We start from the raw sequence: 17,251 nt of genomic DNA, 5'->3' as shown, positions 1-17,251 counted from the left end.
CGGTGCAAACGTATCAGGCGGTGACGTGCCGCTTCGGTCCCGCCACCACCAGCAGGCCCACGGCGGCCGCCACCAGCGGCAGCACCAGCAGGTTGATGGTGGTCCAGCCGGCGGTGGTGAGCAGGTGGCCGGAGCCGAAGGAGGCGGCGGCCACGGTGCCGAAGACGATGAAGTCGTTCAAGGCCTGTGCCTTGGGCCGCTCGGCCGGGCGGCAACAGTCCACCACCATGGCGGTGGCACCGATGAAGCCGAAGTTCCAGCCCAGGCCCAGCAGCACCAGCGCGCCCCAGAAGTGCAGCAGCTGCAGCCCGGCCAGCGCCAGCAGGCCGGCCAGGGCGATGAGCAGCAGACCGGCCGCGGTGACGGCCGGCTTGCCGAAGCGGGCCATCAGCCGGCCGGTGAAGAAGCTGGGCGCAAACATGGCCAGCACATGCCACTGGATGCCCAGCGCCGCCTCGCCCACGCTGTGGCCGCAGCCCACCATGGCGATGGGCGTGGCGGTCATCACCAGGCTCATCAGGGCATAGCTCACCACGCCGGCCACCACCGCCACGACGAAGGCGGGCTGCCGTGCGATGACGCGCAGCGGGCGCGCCGGGCCGCCGGCCATGTCCTCGGCCGTGCCATCACCCGCTGTGTTGCCCGCTGTGTTGCCCGCTGGATGGGCTGGTGGCGGCGCACGCAGCCGCCACAGCAGCGGCAGCGCCAGCAGCGCCAGCGCCCCCTGGCCGACGAAGCTGCCGGCGAAGGGCGCGGCGGGCAGCGCGTCGCGCGTCCAGATCACCAGCTGCGGGCCGATGACCGCCGCCACCAGGCCGCCCACCATCACGCGCGAGATGGCCAGCGGCCGCCAGGCCGGCGGTGCGGCATCGGCCGCGGCGAAGCGGTAGCTCTGCACGCAGGCGCCGTAGAAGCCGGCCAGCCCCAGCGCGGCGCAGAAGAGCCAGAAGCTGGACTGCATCACCGCCCACGCCGCCAGCAGGCCGGTGGTGCCGCCCACGGCCGCGCCCAGCAGGTAGGCCACGCGGCGGCCATGCCGCCGCATCAGCCAGGCCGCGGGCAGGGTGGCCAGGGCCACGCCCAGCGTGTACAGGCTGACCGGCAGCGTGGCCAGCGAAGGTTGGGCGGCCAGCTGCTGGCCGACCAGCCCGCCCACCGAGATGATCACCGGCGCCGCAGCGCCGCCCACGGCCTGCGCGGCCACCAGCAGCCGCACGTTGCGGCGCGCCAGCATGTCGGCCGTGCTCAAGGTGCCTGCATCCCCGGCGCGGGCCGCATCGGAATCTTCAGGTAGCGCATGCCGTTGGACTCGGCCGGCGGCCAGTGGCCGGCGCGCAGGTTGACCTGGATGGACGGCAGCAGCAGCACCGGCGCCGGCAGCATGGCATCGCGCGCCTGTCGCGCGGCGACGAAGGCTTCCTCGGTGATGCCGTCATGCACATGCACGTTGGCGCGGCGCTGCCCGGCCACGGTGGTCTCCCAGGCATGGGTGTCGCGGCCGGGGGCCTTGTAGTCGTGGCACATGAAGAGGCGGGTGTCGTCGGGCAGGGCCAGCAGGCGCCGGATCGAACGGTACAGCGTTCTTGCGCTGCCGCCAGGGAAATCGGCTCGGGCACTGCCGTAGTCGGGCATGAACAGGGTGTCGCCGACGAACACCGTGTCGGGCTGGCCGTTGCCGCCGTGCACCCGGTAGGCCACGCAGGCCGGCGTGTGGCCGGGCGTGTGCATCACCTCCACCCGCAGGCCGCCGATGTGCAGGCATTCGCCGTCGGTGAACAGGTGGTCGAACTCGCTGCCGTCGCACGAGACGTCGGTGAGGTTGAACACCGGGCGGAACAGCCGCTGCACCTCGCGGATGTGTTGGCCGATGCCCACCCGCGCGCCGGTGTGCTGCTGGATCCATGGCGCGGCCGAGAGGTGGTCGGCATGGGCATGGGTCTCCAGCACCCAGGCGATGGCGAAGCCGGCCTCGCGCGCGGCGGCCAGCACCGCGTCGGCCGAGGCCGTGTGCAGCTTGCCGCTGCGGTGGTCGTAGTCCAGCACCGGGTCGATCACCGCGGCCTGCCCGCTGGCGATGTCCGCCACCAGGTAGGTGACGGTGCTGGTGCCCTCGTGGAAGAAGGACTGGATGTGGGCAGGGGGCGTGTTCACGCTTGCGATGTTATTAAGTACAAGCTAAATTAGCAACGACTGAAGTAAGAAGGCCATGACCTTGAGCAAAGCGGATCGCAAGTTCATGAAGGAAGGTGCGGGTCAGGCGGCCGCGATGTTGCGGCTGCTGGGCCATGAGCAGCGCCTGCTGGTGTTGTGCCTGCTGCTGCAGCACGGCGAGATGACGGTGGGTGCCCTGCTGGAGCAGGTGGACCTGAGCGCGTCGGCCCTGTCGCAGCACCTGGCACGCATGCGCGACGAAGGCCTGGTGGCCAATCGGCGCGAGGCGCAGACGCTGTACTACCGCATCGAGCATCCGCATGTGCAGGCCCTGATCGAGACCCTGAAGAAGCTGTATTGCCCGTGACCTGAAGTACCCCACCCCAAGAGGAGCTTGACCATGAGAGCCAACGTCGGCGGCATCGACCGCATCCTGCGCATCACCCTCGGCCTGGCGCTCATCGCGCTGGCCGCCACCGGCACCGTCGGTGCCTGGGGCTATGTAGGCATCGTGCCGGTGCTCACCGGGCTGTTCCGCTTCTGCCCGGTGTATCCACTGCTGGGCTTCAGCAGCTGCCCGCTGTCCGATCGGAAGTGAGCAGCGGGCTGCGCACGCGGCCGCAGCCGCTGGCCTGCTCGTAGGCGTGGCCCAGTTGCAGCACCGCCAGGTCGGCCCGCGCCGGGCCCATCAGCTGCAGGCCGATGGGCAGGCGGTGCGGCCCGCCGAAGCCGGCCGGCACCGCCAGCACCGGCAGGCCGGCCATGGTGCCGCCGACCACCACCTCCATCCAGCGGTGGTAGGTGTCCATCTCGCGGCCGTCGATGCGCTGCGGCCAGTGCAGCTGCGCATCGAAGGGAAACACCTGGGCTGAGGGCAGCACCAGGAAATCGAACTGCTGGAACAGGCCGCGCAGCGCCTGGTACCAGGCGCTGCGGTCCACCGAGGCCTGGTACACCTCGGCCGCGGTGAGCCGCAGGCCGTTTTCCACCTCCCACACCGCCTCGGGCTTCATCAGCGCGCGCTTGGCCGGATCGGCCAGCCAGGCCGCCTGGGCACCGGCCACCAGCGCGCCGCGCAGCGTGAGCCAGGCGCGCCACAGCCGTTCCATGTCGAAGGGAGGCGGCACGGCCTCCACCTCGCAGCCCAGTGCCTGCAAGTGCCGCAGCGCCTGGGTGCAGGTGTCGAGCACGCCGGGCTCGGTGGCCAGGTGGCCGCCCAGGTCGCCCAGCCAGCCGATGCGCGTGCCTTCGAAGCTGCGGTCCAGCGATGCGGTGAAGCAGGCCGGGTCGTCCTGCAGCGACAGCGGCGCGCGGTCGTCGAAGCCGGCCTGCACCGACAGCAGCATCGCCACGTCGGCCACGCTGCGGCCCATCGGGCCTTCGGTGCCCAGCTGCGACAGGAACAGGTCGGGCGCCGGACCGCGTGGCACGCGGCCGAACGAGGGCCGGAAGCCGAACACGTGGTTCCAGCCGGCCGGGTTGCGCAGCGAGCCCATCATGTCGCTGCCGTCGGCCACGGGCAGCATGTGCAGGGCCAGGGCGACCGCCGCACCGCCGCTGCTGCCACCGGCACTGAATCGCGGGTCGAAGGCATTGCGGGTGGTGCCGAACACGCGGTTGTAGGTGTGCGAACCCAGGCCCATCTCGGGCGTGTTGGTCTTGCCGATGAACACCGCGCCGGCGCGGCGCATGCGCTCCACCACGATGGCATCGGTGCGGGGCACGTGGTCTTGCAGGATGAGGCTGCCATGGGTGCTGCGGATGCCGGCGGTATCCGCCAGGTCCTTGGGCGCCTGCGGAAAGCCGTGCAGCCAGCCCATGCACTCGCCGCGAGCCAGCTGCGCATCGCGCTCGTCGGCCCGGGCCAGCAGCTGCTCGGCCGGCTGCAGCGACACGATGGCATTGGCCTGCGGATTGAAGCGCTCCACCTGCGCCAGGCAGGCCGCCATCACCTCGCGGCACGACACCTCGCGTGCGCGGATCGCCTGCGCCAGGCGAACCGCCGTCCAGCCGCAGAGCTCGTCGACCCGGCTCACGGCCGGGTGCCCTGGCGCATCGCTGCCACGGTGTCGCGAATCAGGTGGCCGGCGATGGAAAAGCGCGGCGGGATGCCGGGCAGGGCATCGATGGGAAACCAGGCCGCATGCTCGATCTCGTCGGCCTGCGGCACGATCTCCCCGCCGTCCCATTCGGCGGTGAAGGCCAGCATCAGGCTGTGTGGGAAGGGCCAGCTCTGGCTGCCGAAGTAGCGCAGCTGCTTCACCCGCACGCCCACTTCCTCGGCCACCTCGCGCGCCACGCATTCCTCCAGGGTTTCACCGGGCTCCACGAAGCCGGCCAGCGCGCTGTACATGCCCGGCGGAAAGTGTGGCGCGCGGCCGAGCAGCAGCTCGCCTTCGCGCCACACCAGGGCCATCATCGCCGGGCTGATGCGCGGATAGGCCGCATGCCGGCAGGCCGGGCAGACCCGCGAGCGCTCGCCGGGATGCCGCTCGGTGGGCGTGCCGCACACGCCGCAGAAGCGGTGCGCGCGGTCCCATTCCAGCACCTGCGCGGCGCGGCCAGCCAGCGCCAGCAGCGGGGCGTCGAACTGCATCATGGCCGCGCGCAGCGGCACCGCGCGCCAGCCGGGCGGCGCCGCGGGCAGCGTCAGCGTCCACACGTCGTGGCCGTCGAGCTGGCCCAGGTAGTGGCGCGACTCGTCGGCCGCGGCTGCAAACAGCGCGGGCGCGGTGGCACCGAAGGCCTGGTCCTCGGCCTCAGGGATCAGCAGCTGCTTGTCGACGAAGACGAAGTGCCAGCCCAGCGGCGTCGGCTGCTGCGGAGAGCGGTGGTCGGGCGTGAAATGCATGGCGAGGCGGCAGGCGCGCGGGATTGCAGGGGGGCAGGTTAGCGCAGCGCGGCAAACACAGCCGCCAGGTGGATGCAGCGGTGTACTTGCCGTCGGCCCGGCCGCAGCACTGGCTTGGCTACCGGGCCAGGACCTTGCTGACGAGCTCGCTCTGGCGTGACGATTGGGTCTTTTCCAGCGCATGCTGGATGTGTGTGCGAATCGTCGACAGCTTGACGTTCAAGATGGCGGCTGCCTCGCGCGGGCTCAGGCCGCGGATCAGCAGATGAACCACCTTGGCCTCTGTCCGGCTCATTCCGAAGGTTTGCCTCATCCGTTCTTCGTCGTCCAGGGGTCGATCGCAGACTGTCGCGAGCACGAGGCCCAGTTCGGTGTCGTCCTCGGCCGTCTGGAAGTGCATGTGGCAGGCGCCGCGTCGGGGCGACTGCAGCTCCCATTCGGTCCGGCTGCCCACGAGGAACTCGGCAATGGGGATCGCCATCGGCGTCCAGCGCCCGGCGACAAGTGCATGCAACCGCCTCATGGCGTCAGCCATGAAGGTGATGGGCGGTTCCAGCAACGACTTTTGTGCTGCTCCGTTTGCTGCGATCAGCGTTCCCCGATGATCCAGCAACATGGACGGCAATGCTGCCAACTCGAACAAGTGTTTCCCCGCCCGATCCAGCAGCCTTTGCCGGGTCGCCGCTGCCCCCTCGTTGCCGATGTGCGCTGCCGCAAGATTCATGGGTCGTCACTCCTTCCGTGTGTTGACTGGACAAGGTCGCTGAACGCGAGCGGACGATGCGCCGGACGCTGGGGCCAGTCAACAAAATAGGGTTCGAGCTCCGGCGGATTGATGTTGCGCCCGAGGCTGATCAGCGATAAGACTCATGACAGCGGCGAGCTGCAGCTGCGTCAGGACGCGCTGCCTTACCGTCCCGCCCACCACCCCGGCAGCAGCCGCTTCACCTCCGGCCGCGCGAAGCGGTCGTCGATCAGGTGGATCACGCCTTCGTCGCTGGGCGTGCGGATCACGCGGCCGGCGGCCTGCACCACCTTCTGCAGGCCCGGGTAGAGGTAGGTGTAGTCGTAGCCCTGCGCCTTGCCGAAGCGCGCGGCCATGCGTTCGCGCATGCGCTCGTTGGTCTCGTTGAGCGGCGGCAGGCCCAGCGTGGCGATGAAGGCGCCGATCAGCCGACTGCCGGGCAGGTCGATGCCCTCGCCGAACTGGCCACCCAGCACCGCGAAGCCCACGCCGGCGCCGCCTTCCTCGAAGCGGGCCAGGAAGCCATCGCGTTCCGCCGCCGCCATGCCGCGGGCCTGCAGCCAGTGCGGCACTTCCGGATGCCGCTCGGCCAGCAGCGCGGCGGCGCGCTGCAGGTAGTCAAAGCTGCTGAAGAAGGCCAGGTAGTTGCCCGGCCGCTGCGCATACTGCCGGCCGATCAGCTCGGCGATGGGTCCCAGCGAGGCATCGCGGTGCTGCCAGCGGGTGGAGATGTGCCGCGCCACTTGTATGGACAACTGACGCGCCTCGAAGGGCGACTCCACGTCCACCGCCACCGTGTCCGCGGGCAGGCCCAGCAGGTCGGTGTAGAAGTTGGTGGGCGTGAGGGTGGCCGAGAACAGCGTGCTGGTGTGCGCGGCCGCGAAGCGCGGCGCCAGGAAGGGCGCGGGCACCAGGTTGCGCACGCACAGCACCGAGCCGGGCTTGGCCAGCGCGCTGCCGCCGCCGGTGCTGCGGGTGACGTCGAACAGCGAATGGTCGCCGAAGCTCTCCAGCAGCCGGGCGAAGTGCGTGGCGTCGAAGAAGAAGTTGAGCAGCGCGCTGGCGATGCCTTCGGGCTGCTCGGCCAGCTGCTCGGCGATGGCGGCGATGGCCTGCTGCAGCGCGGTGGCGATGTCGTCCGGCACCTGCGCCAGCGCGCTGTAGTCGGCCGGCTGCGCCGCGGCCAGCGCGGACCAGGCCTTGTGCAGCTTGTTCAACGCCCGCTTGGGCAGGCCGGTGGCCTCGCGCCGCACGGCCTGCAGCGTGGCCTGGTCCAGCTCGGCGGTGTACATGCTGCGGGCGCGGTCGACCAGGTTGTGCGCCTCGTCCACCAGCAGGCCCACGCGCCAGCCTTGCTGGGCGGTGAGCGCATGCAGCAGGGCGCTGCCGTCGAAGAAGTGGTTGTAGTCGGCCACCACCACGTCGGCCCAGCGCACCAGCTCCTGCGCCAGGTAATAGGGGCACACCGCATGGGCCGCGGCCACCGCGCGCAGTGCCTCGCGCGGCAACGGGCCGGGGGCCTGCACCGCGGCGGCACGGGCGGCGGGCAGTCGGTCGTAGAAGCCACGGGCCAGCGGGCAGCTCTCGCCATGGCAGGCCTTGTCGGGATGCTCGCAAGCCTTGTCGCGCGCGGTGATCTCGATCACCCGCAGCGGCGCGGCGCCGTCCGCGCGGGCCATCATGGACAGCGAATCCAGCGCCAGCTGCCGGCCCGAGCCCTTGGCGGTGAGGAAGAACAGCTTGTCGATGCGCTGGCCCGGCGCGGCCTTGAGCAGCGGGAACAGCGTGCCCACCGTCTTGCCGATGCCGGTGGGCGCCTGCGCCAGCAGGCAGCGGCCGCGTACCGCGGCGCGGTAGACGTTCTCGGCCAGCATGCGCTGGCCGCGGCGGAAGCCGCCATGCGGAAAGGCCAGCGCCTGCAGCGCCGCATCGCGTGCACCGCGGTGGGCCTGCTCCTGTGCGGCCCAGTCGGCAAAGCGCTGCACCTGCAGCGCGAGGAAGGCCTCCAGCGCGTCGGCGCCGTGCACCTCCACCAGCGTGGTCTCGGTCGGCTTGTCGACGTGGAAGTACACCAGTGCCAGCTCGATCTGCGCCAGGCCCTGCTGGCGGCACAGCAGCGCGCCGTAGAGCTTGAGCTGCGCCCAGTGCAGCGCGCGGTGGTTGGCCGGGATGGCATGGAACTCGCCGCGGTAGGTCTTGACCTCCTCCAGCCGGCCGCGCGCGGCATCGAAACCGTCGGCCCGGCCGCGCAGCCGCAGCGGCCCGACGTCGGCCGACAGGCTCAACTCGGCCTGGTAACCGGCGCCCCGCCGCGCGGCCACGGTGGCGTGGCCCTCCATGCCTTCGGCCGCGGTGGGCGAGGGCGTGAAGCGCAGGTCGAGGTCGCCCTCCTTGGCGGTGAACTCGCACATCGCGCGCACGGCGATGGAGTAGGGGGCAGGAGCGGCGGGTGCGGGCGGCGCGTCGGAGTCGGGAATGCGGGACGCCATGCGGCGATGTTAGGCGCTGGCCTCGTCGGCCTCCGGCGCGGTGCGCACGACACCCAGCTTGAGGCCCAGCATGCCGAAGACGCGGTTCATCGTCTGCACCGTGCCTTCGCTGCGCCCCTGCTCGATGTCCTGCAGGGTGCGGTAGGCCACGCCGGAGAGCTTGGCCATCTCGGCCGTGGTCAGGCGCATGGTCTTCTTCAGGTGCCGCAGGGCCTGGGCCAGCGACCATTCCGGATGCGCCAGCACATCGTCGATCGCCCGTTGGCGCAGGGCGAGCTGCTCGGGCAGGGGCAGGGTGTTGTAGCGCTTGTCCATGGCCCTATCCCTACGCCAGCTGCGACAGGCGCTCGGCCTGCGCGAGGAGGCCCGGCCGCAGCAGTTGCAGCAGCTCGGCGTCCAGACCCATGGCTTGGCCGTCGGCGGCGATGTCGGCCAGCGCGGGCGCCATGGCGCGCAGGCCGGCGGCCAGCGTCGGCCGGTCCAGCACCGGCGCCGGGACCGCCGGGCGCCGGCCGCGCCCCTTGGGCCGGGCCGTGGCCAGCGCGCACACACGGTCGAGCACCCGGCCCCAGTCGGGCTGGCCGCCGTCGTTGTCCTCCCAGCGGATGCGCCGCGCGATGCCGTCGGGGTGCAGCAGCATGGGCGCGAAGTCGTACAGCGGCGTGAGCGCGATGTGGCCTGCAAAGTCGCGCTGCACCGCGGTGTTGCGGGCGTGGTTGTCCTTGTTGCCCAGCGCCAGGTTGGCCACGTCGCGCTTCAGGTACTCGAGCACTTCTGCTTGAGGGTCGCTGCAGTGACGCAGCAGCGCGGCGCACACCTGGTCGTGGCTGGGTACCGCGTCGAAGCCGGGCAGGCCCGTCAGCGTGGCGATGCTTTCCTGTGCCAGGCGGGTGACGCGGCCATCGGCCACCCGGCGGTCGAAGCGTGGAATGAACAGCACGCGCTGGTGCAGCATCAGCGGCGCATGCACCCGCAGCCCCAGGCGGCGCGCGATGTCCATATAAGGCGCCTCATGCTCCAGGATGCGCGCGAGCTGCCGGTCGGTGCCTCGGCCGAACTTGACGATGTAGTGCTGCACCGCCAGTTCGTCGGGCAGCGTGTGGTCCAGATAAAGCAGGCCGTCCCCGGCCCGGGTGAGCAGCACTTTCGGCCATTCACCCTGCACGCCCGACGAACCCGCGACGAACAGGCCGTGCGAAGCCAGGTACTCCGAGAACCCGTCGCCGCGCTCGGCCACCTGCTCATCGGTGAAGCCGAGGTGGGGGCCGGTCTGCTGCGCCAGCCGTGCGGCCGCTTCCTTCACCCGGAGATGACCGATGGGGTTGCCCGCCCCCACCAGCAGCAGCCGCCAGTCGGCGGGCGTGCCGGCGGTGGCCGGCTGGCCGATGCGCCGCAGCAGCTCCTGGCGACCGAAGCCCTGCGGCAGCATGTCGATCAGGAACACCGGCCAGTGCGGCGCTTGCAGCGGCTCCAGGCCGACCGGCCAGCGCGCGCAGGCGGCATGGGCGTCGGCCGCGCCGGTGTGCTCGAAGGCCCAGTCCACCGCATAGCCGGAATAGGTCTTCGCGCGCCAGCCCTCTGCCTCGGCACCTTGCAAGCCAACGCTGCCGACGTTGCGCCAGGCGCCGTCGATGTGGAGTTGCAGCGTGCAGGCAGCAGTCATTTGCACGAAATTCTAGGGGATTCAGCAGCCAGCGCGGGGTTGATTTAGCTATTTTTCCGTGCTTAAACCACCGGCAACGCCACCACCACCCGCGCCCCGCGCGGCACCACGCCCTCCATCCACACTTGCCCGCCCTGGCGCTCGACGATCTCCTTGACGATGGACAGCCCCAGGCCGCAGCCCTCGCCGTCCTCGGCCACGCGCATGAAGCGCTCGAACACCCGCTCGCGGGCCTCGGGCGGCACGCCGGGGCCGTTGTCCTCCACCTCCAGGCGGGCGCGGTCGGCCTGCTGGCGCACACGCAGCGTCACCTCGGCGCCGCGGCCGGCGTAGCGCAGGGCGTTGTCGATCAGGTTGAGCACCGCCTCGCGCAGCAGCAGTGCATTGGCATGCACCCGCAGCGGCGGCAGCCCGTCGCCGGTGTCCACGCCCAGGTCGATGCCGGCGCGCAGCGCCCGCGGCACCTGCTCGGCCACCAGCTCCTGCGCGAAGCGGCGCAGGTCGAGCTCGGTGCGGTCCTGGGCGATGCTGGCCTCGGGCTCGGCCCGCGCCAGCGTCAGCAGCTGGTTGACCAGGTGGGCGCTGCGCGCCGCACTCGCCTGCACCCGCTGCAGCCGCGCCTGCATCTCGGGATCGGTGGCGCTGTGCAGGGCCAGCTCGGTCTGGCTCTTCAGGCCGGCCAGCGGCGTGCGCAGCTGGTGCGCCGCATCGGCGATGAAGCGCTTCTGCACCGCCACGCTGGCGCGCACCTCGGCCAGCAGCTGGTTGAGCGCGCCGGCCAGCGCATGCAGCTCCAGCGGTGCTTCCTGCAGCCGGATGGGCGCCAGGTCGTTGGGCGCGCGGCCTTCCACCTCGCGGCGCAGCCGGGTCAGCGGCGCCAGGCCGGCGCGGATGCCGGCCCACACGATCATGGTCATCAGCCCGATCAGGCCCGACAGCGGCAGCAGCGTGTCGAACAGGATGCTGCGGGCCAGGTCCTCGCGGTTGGCGCTGCTGCGGGCCACCTGCACCAGCATGGTCTGCGGCGGCGCGTCGATGCCGCCATAGCTCAGGTACAGCGCCGCCACCCGCACGCGCACCTCGGGCGCGAAGGGCGCCTGCGAGATGCGCATGCTGCCGTCGTAGAAGGTGGGCGTGTTCAGCGGCGGATGCGCCACCGGCGGGGGCGGCGGCACCTGGTTGTTGCCGAGGATGAACTGTCCGGGCGGCGTGCTCACGGTGTACATGAGCTTGTCGGTGGGATCGGCCTCCAGCACGTCCTGCGCGGCCCGCGGGAAGTCGATCAGCAGCCCGTTGTCCAGCGGCTTGAGCTGGCGCGCCAGCGCGCGCGTGGCCTGCAGCAGGCTCGCATCCACCGCGCGGTTGGCATAACCGGCGGCCAGCCGGTAGGTGGCGGCGCCGCCGGCCATCCACAGCACCAGCTGCGGCAGCACCAGCCACAGCAGCAGCTGCCGGCTCAGGGATCGCTGGCTGCGCATGGCGGGCGCTTCAGCGCGCCTCGGCTTCCAGCAGGTAGCCCAGGCCGCGGATGGTGCGGATCACCAGGCCCGAGCCCTCGAACTTGCGGCGCAGCCGGTGGATGTACACCTCGGTGGAATTGCCGCCGGCCGGCTCGCCGCCGTCGGTGCCCCAGGCCTGCGCGATCTGCTCCTTGGTCACCACGCGGTCGCGGTGCGTCACCAGCAGGTCCAGCAGCGTCCATTCGCGCGGGCTGAGTTCCAGCAGGCTGCCGTCGATGCTGGCGCGCCGCGCCTCGCGCGCGAAGCTCAGCCGCCCCACCTCCAGCTCGCCGGCGGCCGCGGCCGGCTGCGTGCGGCGCAGCAGGGCGCGCAGCCGGGCTTCCAGCTCGGGGAAGTCGAAGGGCTTGGTGATGTAGTCGTCGGCGCCGGCGTTCAGGCCGGCCACGCGGCTGTCCAGGCCGTCCATCGCGGTGAGCACCACCACGGGCAGCGTCGGCTTGGCCGCGCGCACATGCTTGAGCACCGTCAGGCCGTCCATCATCGGCAGGCCCAGGTCGAGGATCGCGAGGTCGAAGGGCTGCTTGAGCAGCAGGTATTCGGCCACCGGCCCGTTGGGCGCGTGCTCCACCGTGAAGCCGGCGCGCTGCAGCTGCGCCACCAGCGCATCGGCCAGCAGGGCATCGTCTTCGGCAAGCAGCAGGTTCATGGCTGGGAGCTTAACGCGGCGTTAAGGCTTCGGCCATGCGGGCCCGCCCGGGGTGGGCGTTGGCGACGCACGCTGCGTTAATAAACCGTTAAGGGTTCCCCCGAATGACGATGTTGGCAAGGCAACGTTAATCTTTCGTTCATCCGGAGTTCAGCTTCGGACGCTGCATCCCTGTTCAACCCAACAAAGCACACCGCCATGAGACAAGACACCGCCTCCACCGCGTTCGCCCCTCGCCTGCTGGCCCTGGCCGCCGCGCTCACGCTGGCCACGGCCGCCCGCGCCGGCGACCTGGAAGTGCTGCACTACTGGACCAGCGGCGGCGAGGCCAAGGCCGCCTCGGCGCTGAAGGCCACGATGCAGCAGAAGGGCCACACCTGGAAGGACTTCGCGGTGGCCGGCGGCGGTGGCGATGCGGCGATGACGGTGCTGAAGTCGCGCGTGGTCTCGGGCAATGCCCCGGCCGCGGCGCAGATCAAGGGCCCGTCCATCCAGGAATGGGCGCGCGAAGGCGTGCTGGCCAACGTCGACGACGTGGCCAAGGCCGAGAAGTGGGACGAGCTGCTGCCCAAGGCCGTGTCCGACGTGATGAAGTACAAGGGCAACTACGTGGCCGTGCCGGTCAACGTGCACCGCGTCAACTGGCTGTGGGCCAACCCCGAGGCGCTGAAGAAGGCCAATGCCAAGCTGCCCACCAACTGGGACGAGTTCTTCACCACCGCCGAGGCGCTGAAGAAGGCCGGCATCATCCCCGTGGCCCACGGCGGCCAGGCCTGGCAGGACTTCACCACCTTCGAGAGCGTGGCCCTGGGCATCGGCGGCACCGACTTCTACAAGAAGGCCTTCGTGCAGCTGGACGCGGCCACGCTGGGCGGCGCCACCATGGAAAAGGTGCTCACCACCTTCAAGAAGATCAAGGACTACACCGACAAGAACGCCAACGGCCGCGACTGGAACCTGGCCACCGCCATGGTCATCAAGGGCGAGGCCGGCATGCAGCTGATGGGCGACTGGGCCAAGGGCGAGTTCGTGGCCGCCGGCAAGGTGCCGGGCAAGGACTTCCTGTGCGCCGCCGCTCCCGGCACCGGCAGCGCCTACACCTTCAACATCGACTCGTTCGCGATGTTCAAGGTCAAGGGCGACACCAAGGCCCAGAAGGACCTGGCCGCGGCCATCATGTCCACCGACTTCCAGGAACAGTTCAGCCTGAACAAGGGTTCCATCCCGGTGCGGCTGAACATGAACATGGCCAAGTTCGACGACTGCGCCAAGCTCTCCAGCAAGGACTTCGTCGACACCGCCAAGACCGGCGCGCTGGTGCCCTCCATCGCCCACGGCATGGCGGTGCCGCCGGCGGTGGAAGGCGCGATGAAGGACGTGGTGAGCCAGTTCTGGAACAGCGACCGCATGACCGCCAAGGACGCGATGGCCAAGCTGGCCTCGGCCGCCAAGACCAAGTAAGCGCGCCGCCGCGCCGCCCCTTCCGGGAATCCCCATGTCCGCACCGTCCGAGCTGCGCACGCCGTGGCTGCCCAGGCTCGTCGTCGCGCCGAGCTTCCTGCTCGGCTTCCTGTTCATCTACGGGCTCATCGCGTGGAACGGCTACCTCTCGGTGTCCGAATCGCGCCTGCTGCCCAACTACGAGTTCGCCGGCCTGCAGCAGTACGTGGCCCTGTTCGAAAGCGAGCGCTTCCGCGTCGCGCTGACCAACATGGCCATCTTCGGCACGCTGTTCGTGGCCGGGGCGATGGCGCTGGGGTTGCTGCTGGCGATCCTGCTGGACCAGAAGGTGCGCGCGGAAGGGGCGCTGCGCACCATCTACCTGTACCCGATGGCGATCTCGTTCATCGTCACCGGCACGGCCTGGAAGTGGATGCTCAACCCGGGCCTGGGGCTGGAGAGCGTGGTGCGGCAATGGGGCTTCACCAGCTTCACCTTTGACTGGCTGGTGAACCCGGACAAGGCCATCTACTGCGTGGCCATCGCCGGCATCTGGCAGAGCGCCGGCTTCGTGATGGCGCTGTTCCTGGCCGGGCTGCGCGGCATCGACGACTCCATCATCAAGGCCGCGCAGGTGGACGGCGCCAGCCTGCCGCGCATCTACTGGCGCATCGTGGTGCCCAGCCTGCGGCCGGTGTTCTTCAGCACGCTGATGGTGGTGAGCCACCTGGCCATCAAGAGCTTCGACCTGGTGATGGCGCTCACCGCCGGCGGCCCCGGCTATGCCACCGACCTGCCGGCCACCTTCATGTATGCGATGGCCTTCACCCGCGGCCAGATCGGCCTGGGCGCGGCCAGCGCCACCGTGATGCTGGCCACCGTGGCCGCCATCGTGGTGCCCTATCTCTACAGCGAACTGAGGAGGCCGAAATGAAGGCCGCGACCGTCCACCGCATCCTGCTGTGGGGCATGCTGGTGCTGTTTGCGCTGTACTTCCTCACGCCGATGTACGTGATGGTGAGCACCTCGCTGAAGGACATGGACCAGGTGCGCGACGGCAGCCTGCTGTCCCTGCCCACGCGGCCCACCACCGAGGCCTGGGCCAAGGCCTGGAGCGGCGCCTGCACCGGCACCGACTGCAACGGGCTGAAGCCCTTCTTCCTCAACTCGCTGCTGCTGGTGGTGCCCGCGGTGCTGGTGTCCAGCGCCATCGGCGCGGTCAACGGCTACGTGCTGGCCAAGTGGCGCTTTCCGGGCAGCGAGACGATGTTCGCCTTCCTGCTGTTCGGCGTGTTCATGCCGATGCAGGTGGTGCTGCTGCCGATGAGCCAGGTGCTGGGCTGGCTGGGCATCGCCAGCAGCCTGTGGGGGCTGATCCTGATCCACGTGCTGGCGGGCATCCCTTCCACCACGCTGTTCTTCCGCAACTACTACGTGGGCCTGCCGGATGAACTGGTGAAGGCGGCGATGCTGGACGGTGCGTCGTTCTGGCAGATCTTCTTCCGCATCGTGCTGCCGCTGTCCACGCCGATCGTGGTGGTCACGCTGATCTGGCAGTTCACCAACATCTGGAACGACTTCCTCTACGGCGTGGTGTTCTCCGGCGCCGACAGCAAGCCCGTCACCGTGGGCCTGAACAACCTGGCCAACACCAGCAGCTCGGTCAAGGAATACAACGTGGACATGGCGGCCGCCCTCATCGCGGCGCTGCCCACGCTCTTCGTCTACGTGGTGGCGGGCAAGTACTTCGTGCGCGGGCTGACGGCCGGCGCGGTGAAAGGTTGATGAACATGGGTGCGCTTTCGATCCGCCAGGTCCGCAAGACCTTCAACAACACGGTGCACATCCTCAAGGGCATCGACATCGAGATCGACCCGGGCGAGTTCCTGATCCTGGTCGGCCCCTCGGGCTGCGGCAAGAGCACGCTGCTGTCGATGATCGCGGGGCTGGACACGCCCACGTCCGGCAGCATCCACATCGGCGAGCGCGACGTGACGCACCTGCCGAGCAAGGACCGCGACATCGCGATGGTGTTCCAGAGCTATGCGCTGTACCCGAACATGAACGTGGCGCAGAACATCGCCTTCGGCCTGGAGATCCGCAAGGTGCCCAAGCCGCAGCGCGAAGAAACCGTGCAGCGCGTGGCCAAGATGCTGCAGCTGGGCCACTTGCTGGACCGCAAGCCGGGCCAGTTGTCGGGCGGCCAGCGGCAGCGCGTGGCCATGGGCCGGGCGCTGGCCCGCGACCCCAAGCTGTTTTTGTTCGACGAGCCGCTGAGCAACCTGGACGCCAAGCTGCGCGTGGAGATGCGCGCCGAGATCAAGCTGCTGCACCAGCGCACCAGGACCACCACGGTGTACGTGACGCACGACCAGGTGGAGGCGATGACGCTGGGCGACCGCATCGCGGTGATGAAGGACGGCGTGGTGCAACAGTTCGGCACGCCGGAGGACATCTACGAGCGGCCGGCCACACGCTTCGTGGCTGAGTTCATCGGCTCGCCGGCGATGAACATGGTGCAGGCGCGCCAGGCGGGCAGCAGCGTGGTGGCACACGGCATCGAGCTGGCCACGCACGAGGCACAGCGGGAGGCGCTGGCGGGCGCTGGCGGCGAGCTGATCTACGGCCTGCGCCCCGAGAACATTGCGCTGGCCGACAGCGGCCTGCCCGGCACGCTGTCGCTCATCGAGCCCACCGGCCCCGAGACCTACGCCACGGTGGACACCGCGGCCGGCCCGCTCACCATCCGCGTGCCGGGCAACCTGCGCGCGCACGTGGGGGATGCGGTGCACCTGCGCTGGGACGCGGCGCATGCACATCTGTTCGATGCCGCGACGGAGTTGCGGGTGGCGTAGCCGGTCGGTGCGATAAGCGTTGGTTGTATACAACGACGGGCCAGCAGGCCAGGGCGGCGGGCAGAGAATCCGCGACCCCGCTCCGGGGGAAGAAGTCAAAACATCATGAACAAGACAGCCATCGCCATCGTCTCCCTCGCCGCCGCCGTGTGCGCCGGCACTGCCTCGGCCCAGGCCTACCTCGGTGCCGGCGTCAGCGCTGCCCGCATCAACGTCGACTGCGACGGCGCCGACCGCTGCGACCGCAGCGACACCGGCGGCAAGCTGTACGGCGGCTGGCGCTTCGGCAACGGCCTGGCAGCCGAACTGGGCTACATCTCCTTCGGCAAGGCCACGGCGTCCGACGCCGGCCTGTCGGGCGACGTGAAGGTCAGCGGCTTCACCGTGGCCGCCGCCTACCGTGCGCCCATCGCCACCGACTGGGCCCTGACCGGCCGCCTGGGCATCGCTTCGCTGAAGACCAAGGTCTCGGCCTCGGCCGGCAGCCTGAGCGGCTCGGACGACGAGCGCCACACCAGCCCCTACCTCGGCCTGGCCGTGGACTACGCCTTCACGCCCATGCTGAAGCTCGAGCTGTCGGCCGACTTCAGCCGCGCCAAGTACGACAGCGAGAAGGCCGCCGTGCGCAGCCTGGGCCTGGGCCTGCGCTACGACTTCTGAGGTCGGCGCAAGCGACCCCATCGAAGCGGCCTGCGGGCCGCTTTTTTCATGGCTGGCGCGGCGGTGGCGTGTCCACGCTTCATCGGCCAGGCGCAACCGGCTCCGGCTGCGGCCTGAGCGGGCTACCTGCCTCATCCACGGCCGGCGCATCGGCGGCCTGCCGCACATGCGCCTGCACCCAGTCCACGATGCGCGAGGCCGCATCGCGGCGGCAGGCGGGCTGGCCCTGGC

General features: G+C 70.2%; 17 protein-coding genes. 7 read left to right on the top strand and 10 right to left on the bottom strand.

Annotated features, from left to right (window positions below):
* Positions 1-13: 13 nt before the first annotated feature.
* Entirely contained in the window at positions 14-1,234 is a 1,221-nt protein-coding gene (locus tag VO99_RS19125) for an MFS transporter (protein ID WP_046114588.1), read from the bottom strand.
* A gap of 11 nt (positions 1,235-1,245) precedes the next feature.
* Positions 1,246-2,151 (bottom strand): MBL fold metallo-hydrolase, encoded by a 906-nt coding sequence (locus VO99_RS19120; RefSeq protein WP_046114520.1) that lies wholly within the window; start codon positions 2,149-2,151, stop codon positions 1,246-1,248.
* Positions 2,152-2,206: 55 nt separating this feature from the next.
* Between VO99_RS19120 and VO99_RS19115 the strand changes: the two genes are divergently transcribed.
* Both VO99_RS19115 and VO99_RS19110 read left to right on the top strand, forming a co-directional pair.
* On the top strand, positions 2,207-2,518 hold the full coding sequence (locus VO99_RS19115) for an ArsR/SmtB family transcription factor (protein WP_046114519.1): 312 nt from the start codon (positions 2,207-2,209) through the stop codon (positions 2,516-2,518).
* 33 nt (positions 2,519-2,551) lie between these two features.
* On the top strand, positions 2,552-2,749 hold the full coding sequence (locus VO99_RS19110) for a YgaP family membrane protein (RefSeq protein WP_046114518.1): 198 nt from the start codon (positions 2,552-2,554) through the stop codon (positions 2,747-2,749).
* Here VO99_RS19110 and VO99_RS19105 read toward each other — a convergent pair.
* The 8 genes from VO99_RS19105 to VO99_RS19070 all read right to left on the bottom strand — a co-directional run bounded on the left by VO99_RS19105 (position 2,718) and on the right by VO99_RS19070 (position 12,065).
* Positions 2,718-4,187 carry an amidase gene (locus VO99_RS19105; RefSeq protein ID WP_046114517.1) on the bottom strand — a complete coding sequence of 490 codons (1,470 nt, stop codon included), beginning with the start codon at positions 4,185-4,187 and terminating at the stop codon, positions 2,718-2,720. The genes VO99_RS19110 and VO99_RS19105 overlap by 32 nt on opposite strands.
* Positions 4,184-5,002 (bottom strand): NAD(+) diphosphatase, encoded by an 819-nt coding sequence (nudC, locus tag VO99_RS19100; protein WP_052736454.1) that lies wholly within the window; start codon positions 5,000-5,002, stop codon positions 4,184-4,186. The genes VO99_RS19105 and nudC overlap by 4 nt, the downstream gene beginning before the upstream one ends.
* Positions 5,003-5,120: 118 nt before the next feature.
* Positions 5,121-5,726, bottom strand: coding sequence for a helix-turn-helix transcriptional regulator (locus tag VO99_RS19095; protein ID WP_157039649.1), 606 nt, complete (start codon positions 5,724-5,726; stop codon positions 5,121-5,123).
* Between the two features lie 185 nt (positions 5,727-5,911).
* Positions 5,912-8,236, bottom strand: coding sequence for an ATP-dependent DNA helicase (locus VO99_RS19090; RefSeq protein ID WP_046114515.1), 2,325 nt, complete (start codon positions 8,234-8,236; stop codon positions 5,912-5,914).
* Between the two features lie 9 nt (positions 8,237-8,245).
* A complete protein-coding gene (locus tag VO99_RS19085) occupies positions 8,246-8,551 on the bottom strand; it encodes a helix-turn-helix domain-containing protein (RefSeq protein WP_046114514.1) in 306 nt (101 codons plus the stop codon).
* Positions 8,552-8,561: 10 nt separating this feature from the next.
* Positions 8,562-9,899 (bottom strand): type II toxin-antitoxin system HipA family toxin, encoded by a 1,338-nt coding sequence (locus VO99_RS19080; RefSeq protein WP_046114513.1) that lies wholly within the window; start codon positions 9,897-9,899, stop codon positions 8,562-8,564.
* A gap of 62 nt (positions 9,900-9,961) precedes the next feature.
* A complete protein-coding gene (locus tag VO99_RS19075; RefSeq protein WP_046114512.1) occupies positions 9,962-11,377 on the bottom strand; it encodes a sensor histidine kinase in 1,416 nt (471 codons plus the stop codon).
* A 10-nt stretch (positions 11,378-11,387) separates the two neighbouring features.
* Positions 11,388-12,065: a response regulator transcription factor gene (locus VO99_RS19070; protein WP_046114511.1), complete on the bottom strand. Its 678-nt coding sequence runs from the start codon at positions 12,063-12,065 to the stop codon at positions 11,388-11,390.
* Positions 12,066-12,263: 198 nt separating this feature from the next.
* Here VO99_RS19070 and VO99_RS19065 point away from each other — a divergent pair, with 198 nt between their 5' ends.
* The 5 genes from VO99_RS19065 (at position 12,264) to VO99_RS29030 (ending at position 17,020) form a co-directional block, all read left to right on the top strand.
* Positions 12,264-13,526, top strand: coding sequence for an ABC transporter substrate-binding protein (locus tag VO99_RS19065; protein ID WP_046114510.1), 1,263 nt, complete (start codon positions 12,264-12,266; stop codon positions 13,524-13,526).
* Positions 13,527-13,560: 34 nt separating this feature from the next.
* Complete coding sequence (locus VO99_RS19060; RefSeq protein WP_046114509.1) at positions 13,561-14,439, top strand: carbohydrate ABC transporter permease; 879 nt, start codon at positions 13,561-13,563, stop codon at positions 14,437-14,439.
* Positions 14,436-15,290 (top strand): carbohydrate ABC transporter permease, encoded by an 855-nt coding sequence (locus VO99_RS19055; RefSeq protein WP_046114508.1) that lies wholly within the window; start codon positions 14,436-14,438, stop codon positions 15,288-15,290. The genes VO99_RS19060 and VO99_RS19055 overlap by 4 nt, the downstream gene beginning before the upstream one ends.
* Before the next feature lie 5 nt (positions 15,291-15,295).
* A complete protein-coding gene (locus VO99_RS19050) occupies positions 15,296-16,360 on the top strand; it encodes an ABC transporter ATP-binding protein (protein WP_046114586.1) in 1,065 nt (354 codons plus the stop codon).
* A gap of 105 nt (positions 16,361-16,465) precedes the next feature.
* Positions 16,466-17,020 (top strand): outer membrane beta-barrel protein, encoded by a 555-nt coding sequence (locus VO99_RS29030; protein ID WP_052736453.1) that lies wholly within the window; start codon positions 16,466-16,468, stop codon positions 17,018-17,020.
* Positions 17,021-17,251 lie beyond the last annotated feature (231 nt).

The organism is Aquincola tertiaricarbonis, assembly GCF_000969605.1.
Taxonomy (GTDB): domain Bacteria; phylum Pseudomonadota; class Gammaproteobacteria; order Burkholderiales; family Burkholderiaceae_C; genus Aquincola; species Aquincola tertiaricarbonis.
This window is presented reverse-complemented; position numbering and strand designations above follow the sequence as displayed.